At 41.4% G+C, this 9,760-nt stretch carries 10 protein-coding genes; 1 reads left to right on the plus strand and 9 read right to left on the minus strand.

The annotated features are described in order from the left end of the window. Nucleotides 1-470: 470 nt before the first annotated feature. From LJE09_RS16115 to LJE09_RS16125, 3 genes are all read right to left on the minus strand, one after another. Nucleotides 471-1,169: a CvpA family protein gene (locus LJE09_RS16115; protein WP_020993249.1), complete on the minus strand. Its 699-nt coding sequence runs from the start codon at nt 1,167-1,169 to the stop codon at nt 471-473. Nucleotides 1,170-1,179: 10 nt separating this feature from the next. Continuing rightward, nucleotides 1,180-2,427: a DUF5711 family protein gene (locus LJE09_RS16120; RefSeq protein ID WP_008706907.1), complete on the minus strand. Its 1,248-nt coding sequence runs from the start codon at nt 2,425-2,427 to the stop codon at nt 1,180-1,182. 80 nt (nt 2,428-2,507) lie between these two features. Further along, nucleotides 2,508-3,875, minus strand: a complete 1,368-nt coding sequence (locus tag LJE09_RS16125) for a LysM peptidoglycan-binding domain-containing protein (RefSeq protein ID WP_055059432.1) — start codon at nt 3,873-3,875, stop codon at nt 2,508-2,510. Nucleotides 3,876-4,153: 278 nt separating this feature from the next. On the opposite strand from LJE09_RS16125, the gene yyaC reads away from it, so the two are divergent. Next, nucleotides 4,154-4,708, plus strand: a complete 555-nt coding sequence (gene yyaC / locus LJE09_RS16130) for a spore protease YyaC (RefSeq protein WP_008706911.1) — start codon at nt 4,154-4,156, stop codon at nt 4,706-4,708. Here yyaC and LJE09_RS16135 read toward each other — a convergent pair. The 6 genes from LJE09_RS16135 to LJE09_RS16160 all read right to left on the minus strand — a co-directional run bounded on the left by LJE09_RS16135 (nt 4,681) and on the right by LJE09_RS16160 (nt 9,641). After that, nucleotides 4,681-5,619 carry a transketolase family protein gene (locus tag LJE09_RS16135; RefSeq protein WP_008706912.1) on the minus strand — a complete coding sequence of 313 codons (939 nt, stop codon included), beginning with the start codon at nt 5,617-5,619 and terminating at the stop codon, nt 4,681-4,683. The two genes, yyaC and LJE09_RS16135, sit on opposite strands and share 28 nt — an antisense overlap. Next, a complete protein-coding gene (locus LJE09_RS16140; protein ID WP_008706915.1) occupies nt 5,607-6,446 on the minus strand; it encodes a transketolase in 840 nt (279 codons plus the stop codon). The genes LJE09_RS16135 and LJE09_RS16140 overlap by 13 nt, the downstream gene beginning before the upstream one ends. Before the next feature lie 15 nt (nt 6,447-6,461). After that, the gene (fsa, locus tag LJE09_RS16145) at nt 6,462-7,115 is read right to left on the minus strand and encodes a fructose-6-phosphate aldolase (protein ID WP_026649740.1); all 654 of its coding nucleotides are present in this window, start codon (nt 7,113-7,115) and stop codon (nt 6,462-6,464) included. Nucleotides 7,116-7,543: 428 nt separating this feature from the next. Beyond that, a complete protein-coding gene (locus LJE09_RS16150) occupies nt 7,544-8,641 on the minus strand; it encodes a LacI family DNA-binding transcriptional regulator (protein WP_055059433.1) in 1,098 nt (365 codons plus the stop codon). 44 nt (nt 8,642-8,685) lie between these two features. After that, the gene (gene recR, locus LJE09_RS16155; RefSeq protein WP_055059434.1) at nt 8,686-9,285 is read right to left on the minus strand and encodes a recombination mediator RecR; all 600 of its coding nucleotides are present in this window, start codon (nt 9,283-9,285) and stop codon (nt 8,686-8,688) included. Further along, on the minus strand, nt 9,285-9,641 hold the full coding sequence (locus tag LJE09_RS16160) for a YbaB/EbfC family nucleoid-associated protein (protein WP_008706923.1): 357 nt from the start codon (nt 9,639-9,641) through the stop codon (nt 9,285-9,287). The genes recR and LJE09_RS16160 overlap by 1 nt, the downstream gene beginning before the upstream one ends. Nucleotides 9,642-9,760 lie beyond the last annotated feature (119 nt).

The raw sequence follows: 9,760 nt of genomic DNA on the forward strand, positions 1-9,760 counted from the left end.
GAATTTTCGAGAATCGTATGTGTTTCACTGTTTAGTTATCAAGGTTGTCTGTCTTCACCTCTCGGCTGACAGCTCGTTTATTATATCACTTGCTTTTTGCTTTGTCAAGAACTTTTTTATTTTATTTTTTAAGTTCTTTTTCATCTGCATCAGCAACTCTGATATAATATCATGTCTTCAGTTTCCTGTCAACACTTTTTTTATATTTTTTTCAACTTTATTCAACCAAATCTCTGTTGTCTGTCAAAAAAATCCGCCTCACTCAGAAGCGGATTTATCATATCATTATTTTCTTTTTGCGTCAAGTATTATTTTACATTTTTTTACATATTTTTTACGCCATCTCCGATATCGCTATAATATCCTCATTTTTAACGCCCCAATATCAGAGTAAAGATTTAAAAATCGTTCGCATTTGCGCAGGAAGACATTTGGATCCGATACCTACGGTCCACAGATACCAAACCTTTTTAATAGAAGATACTCATAAATATCCTGATCAGGATATCTCTGTCATATATGAAACTCAGGATGCAATCTTTCTTAATGATCTGAAGGGCCGCCTCACCAACCTTTGTATTGCACACAATGGTGAGAGCCAGAAAGATAATCCATATTACTATAAGGAATTTAACTGCCCCCAGCAACGCTCCTGCTACCTTGTTCATGCCATGCAACACAGGTAATCTCGTCACAAGATTCAGCATCCATGTGATACTCCTCACCATAATCGTCGACATCAGCAGAGAAATCAGGAAAGAAATTCCATTCACTGCCATTCTCGCCAGATATTGAGCAATATAATCCGAAAATGTAGTTACAGCCAAATACTGGTAACTGTCAGAATTATTATTCTGAACCAGTCCATTCCTCAGCAGTTCCGGGAGATTCATTTCATTTATAAATTCAGTCTGGCTTTCTCCACTGCCTGTCCATGTGCTGTATTCCTCTCCTACAAACTCCCGGCAGCTTTCCTGTACTTTTTCATAAATTGATGTATTTTCCCGAATAAACTCATTTACATAAGGATTTATAAACCACACGATCGCCATCGACAGAAAAACACATACAAGCGAAACCAGTTCTTTTATCAGTCCCCGCCTATAACCTCTGACACATGCAGCCGCCAGAAAAAGTATCGTAATGACTCCGGCCCACGTTAAAGCCATTTTCATCCTCCTAACTAAGTTTTATTATCTCTACACCGCTGTCCAATACCAGAAGATATCTGTTCATTCCGATTTTGAAGAAATCTTTGATCGTTCCATCCACACTGCCAAGATATTTCTGTACTCCCCTGCTGTTCATTACACACATCTGGGAACTGTTGTACATCAGAATATTTCCACCGCTTAATTTAATCGTCGTATATGGAATATTGAAGTTTTCTTTGAATTTCAATTTGCCATCTGTAGTATAAACTTCCATTGTATACTGTTTGTCTTTACTGTCATTCTTAAACACAAGACCAATCATATCATTATCATAAAAAGTACTGACAATTTCTTTATCTACTTTTACTGTTTTTACTTCCTTCGGAATCTGGCTTCCATGATAAATTGTAAATCCATTATCTTTAAGTGCTACAGACCGGTTATTATCAAGATACTGGATCTGCGGAACTACCACGCCTTCATACTTATATCCACTGACAATTCTGTCATCCTCGTTCTGTCCTACATCTCCAAAATTGTAAAATGCCACATAACTGGTCGTATCACTTCCATCTACGAACTGATAGGTTACCATCATGATCACTCCGTCTTCAGATACAGCAATATCAAGGGGATATCCCGGATCATCTATCTTCGTCTGATTTTCAGCAATCAGACTTCCATCTGTACCATAAAAATCAATCCATGTATCATCTCCGCCATCCAGGATTGCCGCAACAAGACCGCTTTTGGATACTTTTGCTTTGACAATACTGTAAGAAGTAGTTACACTGCCTGTTTTTCCGGATTTATCATAAATCTCCAAAGTTGTTCCATCTTTATCCGCAATCACCGCACGAGTTCCATTGACATCTGCCACAGGATTCTGCATCTGATAGGTTTCACTCCATAATGTACTCATCTTATCAGAAACAAGCGAAACTCCATCCGGACTGTATCGAAGGATATTTCCGTCCATTTCAACATAATTTGTAGAAACAATATCCTCCTGCTCACTTGTCTGGACTACTTTATAAGTATGATAGCTTCTCTTCTCTATGTAAAATCCCACAGCCGTTACAGCAGCAGCTATCGCCACCACTGTAATAACTGTCTTTTTCACTACACTTCTTTTGTGGCGGGACAATCTGCGCTCATAATCATCTGCATATTCCTCTTCAGCTCTCTCCCGGGCTTTCGCTTTTCTGTTTCTCTCTGCCTGAAGCTTTTTCTTTTTATGTTTTTTTATTATTTTCTTAAATGTATTTGCCATTTTAGCCTTTACCTTATTTCTCACTTTCATTTTGTTGATTATCAGGTTTCAGTTTTTGCCATTTATTATAGCACAGTTTTCTAAGGTAATACAATTACTTGTCCCGGATAAATGATTTCGTCCGCTGACATCCCATTCAATTTGCAGATCTGACTTATGGCTTCGATACTTCCGTATCTGTCCATACTTATCTGAAAAAGAGTATCGCCGGGCTGAATCACATATGATTCATGGGCTTTTCCCGCTGCTTCGCTGTTTTCCTTCTGCACAGCTTCCCTGACACGTTTCTGTGCTTTACGTTCATCTGCTTCCTGCTGGTAGATTTGTTCGGTTTTATCTGCTTTTTCTGTCTTTACATCCGGAAGCTGTTCTGTTTTGTCCGATTTTTGTTCTGTATCTGTCTGCTCTGCTGATATTTTTTTCTCTGAAGTATTGTTTTTCTTTTCAGAATTTTCTTTTTCACTGGTGCTTTGATTATTCTCTTCATCATTCTCTTCATTATTCTTTTTATTCTTCCCTGCATCATTTTGTATAGTATCTGTCCGGTATTGTTTATGCTGCCTGACAGCTTCATTGTTCGAAGTCCCGACAACAGGAGACGGCGTTATCTCCTCAACGATCACTGAAGAAACCGTCGCGCTCTCCTTTTCGTTCTGTTTTACATTCTGGTAACTTCTGTAAAAATTAACACCCACTGTCAGTACTGCAATTGCCAGACATGCAGTTAATCCATATGAAAAAACAGAAGGAGCTGCCGGCTCCTTCCTGGTTTCCTTTTTATCTGCAATTATTTTGCGAAAATCTTTCACAGCCTGATCTTCATATTTTTCCTGAGGTTCCGGCTGAAGTTCTTCATTTTTGTCGATCATATACGTCTGCATACCGGGATTTTTTTCATAATAAAGATAATACCCTCCCAGACGCACCATTTCATTGTTTTCATAACGGAAGAAAGCATCTTCCCTTTCCTGAGGTTCCATAAGCATCAGGACTTTTTCTCCTCCAAAATGTTTCATGTGTACTTTTAACATCACTTCCGATACCTTCAGGAGAAGCTGAGGCTGTGAAAAGAACCATCCCACAATCTCCTGATCTTCGAAGTACTCCTTCTGGGCTTCCTGTATCTGCTTCCATTGATTTTCCGAAAAATCGATATGATCAGGTGCTGCCTCCATCTCCTCCGCTATAATAGCACCTTTGATAAACAGATAAGCTGTCTGAGAACGCCATTTAAGATTTCCTGTAAGAACTGCCACTCTGGTTTTTGCTTCTCCCAGAGAGTCTTCCGTTCTGGCAAGTCTTACCAGAAATGTGTACACATAGTCCTCCATATAAATCCTGTAATCTTCGGCTGCCAGGCCGATCTGGCGTATATTTCTGGGTAATCCAAACGGTTCCTCACCATTTTGTCCTTCCTGAGATTCGTCCTTATAGATTACTTCTATCATCTCTCATCACCCCTTCGGGTATCAGGATAACACAGATAAATTGCAGATTTTATCACATTGTAAGAGGAATTTACCAGAATTTGGCGACAGATTTTGCACAGTGCATATTTTTATCCCGGTAAGGATATGATGTTATCAGAAGCCTCTTCGCAGCTTGTTGTTATGAAGCAAAGGGACTATAGCAATTAAAAGATATAATCAATAATGTGCTCTCGAAATCTTTTTGTGCAGGTACAATAGAGACTCTGCGAGTACATAAATACGATCAGGGAGGTTTTATGGTATTTTATGTGGACTCACAGAAAAGCAGTTCTGCTGAGGAAATCGCTTTTCTTTTAAATAAATGTATTCTTCAATATCCCGGCAGATGGTCGGAACTGGTTTTTCTGTGTATCGGAAGTGACCGCGTGACAGGAGACTGTCTCGGTCCCTATATCGGACACCAGTTACTTGAACATCTGAATACGGACACTCATGGCGTTTATGTTTACGGTACCCTGAAAAGCCCCGTACATGCTTTAAATCTTTCCAGAATTTCCCGCCAGATCAAAATTCTGCATCCCGAAGGTCTGGTTATTGCAGTGGATGCCTCTCTTGGACAAAAAAAGCACCTGGGGTATGTGACCATCGCAGATGGTGCACTTTACCCAGGTGCTGCAGTTCAGAAAGAACTTCCTCCTGTTGGTGATATCCATATCACAGGGATTGTAAACATTGCAGGTGTACTGGAACAGCTAACCCTTCAGACTACCCGCCTGTCTACGGTAATCTCTCTGGCAGATACCATCACACAGGGAATCGTAAATTATACAAATTCTTTGATCTGTTTGTAGATGCCTTCTGCATCAAGACCATATTTCTCAAGAAGAGCTGTGGCAGGACCGGATTCTCCGAATACATCATTTACACCGATACGTTTTACAGGTACAGGTGCTTTCTCAGACAGGCATTCGCATACTGCTCCGCCAAGTCCGCCGATTACTGAATGCTCTTCTACAGTTACAACCTTGCCTGTTTCTTTGGCTGCTGCAACTACAAGTTCTTCATCCAGAGGCTTAATCGTATGGATATTGATTACTTTTGCATCTACGCCGTCTGCCGCAAGCTTCTCTGCAGCTTCAAGAGCAGGAGCTACACAGAGACCGTTTGCAATAATCGTAAGGTCTTTTCCTTCACGAAGGACAATACCTTTGCCTAATTCAAATTTATAGTCCGGTCTGTCATTGATAACCGGAACTGCCAGACGTCCAAATCTCATATATACAGGACCAACATGCTCATAAGCTGCTTCTACCATAGCTTTTGCTTCAATATCATCAGAAGGGCAGGCAACAACCATTCCCGGAATTACTCTCATAAGAGCAAAATCCTCACAACACTGATGGGTAGCACCATCTTCACCTACAGAAATTCCGCCATGAGTAGCGCCAATTTTTACATTGATCTTCGGATATGCAATAGAGTTACGAACCTGCTCAAAAGCACGTCCTGCTGCAAACATTGCAAATGTGCTGGCAAATGGAACTTTTCCTGTAGTAGCCAGACCTGCGGCAATGCCCATCATATTACACTCGGCAATACCACAGTCAATATGACGCTCCGGAAATTCTTTTTTGAATACGCCAGTCTGAGTAGCTGCAGCAAGGTCAGCGTCCAGAACGACCAGGTTCTCATGTTTCTTACCTAATTCAACCAGCGCAGCACCGTAGCTTGCTCTTGTTGCGATCTTCTTTACTTCTGACATAATGCTTCACCTGCCTTTTCTAACTCTTCCATTGCCTGTGCATACTGCTCGTCATTCGGAGCTTTTCCATGCCATCCAACCTGATTTTCCATAAAGGAAACACCTTTTCCTTTTACAGTTTTCATAATGATAGCTGTAGGCATTCCCTTAGTAGCTTTTGCTTCATCAAAAGCAGCTCTTAACTGATCCATATCATTTCCGTCTGCAACGTTAATCACATGGAAGTTAAATGCCTCAAATTTCTTATCAATCGGGTATGGAGAACATACTTCATCAACCTTACCGTCGATCTGAAGTCCATTATTATCCACGATCACTACAAGATTGTCCAGTTTTCTGAAGCCTGCAAACATAGCAGCTTCCCAAACCTGGCCTTCCTGAATTTCGCCGTCACCTAATAAGGTGTATACACGATAGCTTTCATTGCTTAATTTGGCAGAAAGCGCCATACCAACTGCTGCAGAGATTCCCTGTCCCAGAGAACCGCTGGACATATCAACACCCGGGATATGTTTCATATCCGGATGTCCCTGTAAATAGGAACCCAGATGACGAAGAGTCTTCAGATCTTCTTTTGGGAAAAAGCCTCTTTCTGCAAGTGCAGAGTAGTATCCCGGTGCTGTGTGGCCTTTGGAAAGTACAAAACGGTCACGATCAGCCTTCTTAGGATCCTTTGGATCAATATTCATTTCTTCAAAATATAAATAAGTGAATACATCTGCTGCAGACAGAGATCCGCCCGGATGTCCTGCTTTTGCAGAATGTAATGCAGTAACGATGTCTTTACGGACTTCGTTTGCAATTTTCTGAAGTTCTAATTTTTCCATTGTGGTAAATTCTCCTTATTCGCCGAATACTGCTTTATAATCTTTCTGGAATTTCTCAATACCTGCATCTGTCAGAGGATGTTTTGTCATCTGTACGATTACATTGTACGGAACAGTTGCAATGTCAGCACCTGCAAGTGCACAGTCTGTTACATGGATCGGATTTCTTACGCTTGCTGCGATGATTTCTGTCTCGATTCCTGCCACTTCAAAAATCTCAGCGATCTCGCGGATCAGATCAACACCTCTTGTAGAAATGTCATCCAGTCTTCCAAGAAACGGAGATACATAAGTAGCACCTGCTCTTGCAGCCAGAAGTGCCTGGTTAGCAGTGAAGATCAGAGTAACGTTTGTCTTGATTCCTTCTGCATGAAGAACCTTAACTGCTTTCAGACCTTCTACTGTCATAGGAATTTTAACAATCATATTCGGATGAATGGCTGCAATCTCACGTCCCTCTTTGATCATTCCTTCTGCATCTGTTGTAGTAGCTTTTACTTCACCGCTGATCGGTCCGTCTACGATAGATGTGATCTCTTTGATTACTTCCTTGAAATCTCTTCCTTCTTTTGCGATAAGAGACGGATTTGTGGTAACACCACAGATTACACCCATATCATTAGCTGCCTTAATATCTTCTACTTTTGCTGTGTCAATAAAAAATTTCATGTTCTTAACCCTCCTGATTTTTGCTTGTCATAATCGTTCATTGATCTGATGGTTTCATTATAACAGACTTTACATTCAGGTCAAGCGTGGCAAAAGATTATTAATAATTTCTTTATTAATAATTGCATGTCTTATTAATTCTTTATTTTTCAGTCAAAGCATATATTCGTTGTTATCAACATGCAATATACAATATGTTTTATAACCATTTCTTTTCGTAACTGTTCGCTGTCTTTGCTGTTGCAGGAAACCTCCGTCAGAAATCATTTCTGATATCGGATTTCAGCCGCACATCCTGAAATTTTGGTACGTTTCCAGAAAATGCCTGCCGGGTAGATATTCGCAATCTACCTCGCCACACAGCTCTATACCAAATAACTGTTCTGCAGTTTCGATAAATTATTATTAATAATTTTCATTCGACGTATTTAATTATTTTTTTTGGTTCTGATATACCCCGTAGTGCGTCTCGCTATCAGCTTGGGGGTATATTCAATATTATAGAGACTGACAGGAGCAGAATCTGTGAGAAAACGGTCCTGCTCATCGATTTTGCGCAGTATAATATCACAGGCATCTCTGCCTTTAAGGGCTACGAAATGATCGATCGTAGTAAGAGAGATCTTCCGTATTCCCGAATAAAAGATATTATCGCACCCAATCACCGATACATCCTTGGGTACATGAATCCTTGCTTCATGGAGAGCATCCAGCGCACCAATAGCCATCATATCATTCTGGCCTGCAATAGCTGTAAATTCCCTGCCTTCATCCAGAAGCTCCATAGTAAGCTCATAACCCATCGAATATTCCGAATCCATCCGTGGGATCTGCATATCGATAGCTTCATCCGCAGCCTTAATGATCACATGATCCTTCAGGCCTTCTTTCTCAAACTCTTTCACAAAACCATTTACACGTTTTGTTCTCTGCCATTGTCTCCTTGTCAGGGGCGGAGTGATAAACGCTACATCTCTGTGCCCCAGATCAAGCAGATGTCTTGCCATCATCCTTCCCACAACTGTATTATCCTGATTAATGGCATCTATAGTTGTAGTTTTCTCTTTATTACTGATGATAACCAGTGGGATTGTCTGCGCCAGTTCCTCTACCTGCTGCTGAAAATCCGGATTTGGATTACAGCAGTAGATAATGCCAAGCGGCTCTATTGTACCCATCATGCGCAGATACTTCTCCTCCAGACGGGGATCTCTCTGTGTATTACAGATAAAGACACCATATCCCTGCTTGTTCGCCACTGCTTCAATCCCCTGCAGAAGCAATACATAATACGGGCTTGTAAGCGTAGGGCAAAAAACAACGATCAGCTTCTCTTTCCGGCTTTCTTTTCTGTTCTTTCGTCCGGGAAGATGATAGCCTAATTCTCTGGCTGCCTGCTCTACCTTCTCCACTGTTTCTCTGGAAAAAGAAACATTATATTTCTTATTCAGGACCATGGAAACAGTTGCCTGGGAGACTCCTGCCCTCTTTGCCACGTCAGAAGAAGTTGCTTTCTTTTTAGACAAAGTGATGCCTCCTTTTCCGATGATCTTTTGTCAGAACAGTAACCTTAAAGCTCCACACGCCCCTCAAGAGCACGTAAAAGAGTCACTTCGTCAATATATTCCAGATCTCCTCCTACCGGAACTCCGCTTGCAATCCTGCTGACTTTGATCCCGGTAGGTTTGATCAGCTTACTGATATACATTGCCGTTGTTTCCCCCTCCAGACTGGAATTGGTAGCAATAATCACTTCCTTTACCTCATCCTTTGCCAGACGCTGCATGAGTTCTTTCAGTTTGATATCATCCGGCCCGATTCCAAGCATTGGAGAGATTGCACCATGAAGAACATGATAAACGCCATCAAACTTGCCTGTTTTTTCATAAGCTGCAAGATCTCTTGTATTCTCTACCACCATGATCACTGAATGATCGCGCTTATCATTGCTGCAGATGGGACAGATCTCTCTGTCTGTCAGAGTACAGCAGCACTTGCAATACTGTACATTCTCTCTGGCACCGGTAATGGAAGAGGTAAGCTGCTCTACCTGATCCTTTGGCATATTCACGATATGAAATGCCAGTCTCTGTGCTGATTTCGCACCGATTCCCGGAAGATGGGAAAGCTGTTCGATCAGCTTATTGATATGACTGCTGTAGTATTCCATCAGAATGGAAGACCTCCGCCAAGTCCGCCCAGACCACCTGTCAGTTTAGACATAACAGCTGTAGATTCTTCTTCCACTTTGCGAAGTGCTTCGTTTGTAGCTGCAACGATGAGATCTTCCAGCATTTCGATGTCATCCGGATCTACAACTTCCTCCTGAAGCTTTACTTTTGTCACCTCTCTCTTACCGGAGATAGTTACCTCTACAGCTCCGCCTCCTGCAGTAGCCGTAAATTCTTTCTCTTCCAGAGCTTTCTGGTTCTCTTCCATCTGGCGCTGCATTTTCTGCGCCTGTTTCATAAGATTATTCATATTTCCCGGCATACCCATTCCCGGGAATCCTCCACGTTTTGCCATTTGTGATGTCCTCCTTGCTATTTATTGCCTTATTATTTACTGCCTTTTCCTGTCCGGAGAATATTTAGTTACTGTTCACTCCGTTCACAGTAACGTAGCCAAAATTCATTCCAGATTGC

Source organism: Blautia sp. DFI.3.45 (genome assembly GCF_020593505.1).
Taxonomy (GTDB): domain Bacteria; phylum Bacillota; class Clostridia; order Lachnospirales; family Lachnospiraceae; genus Blautia_A; species Blautia_A wexlerae.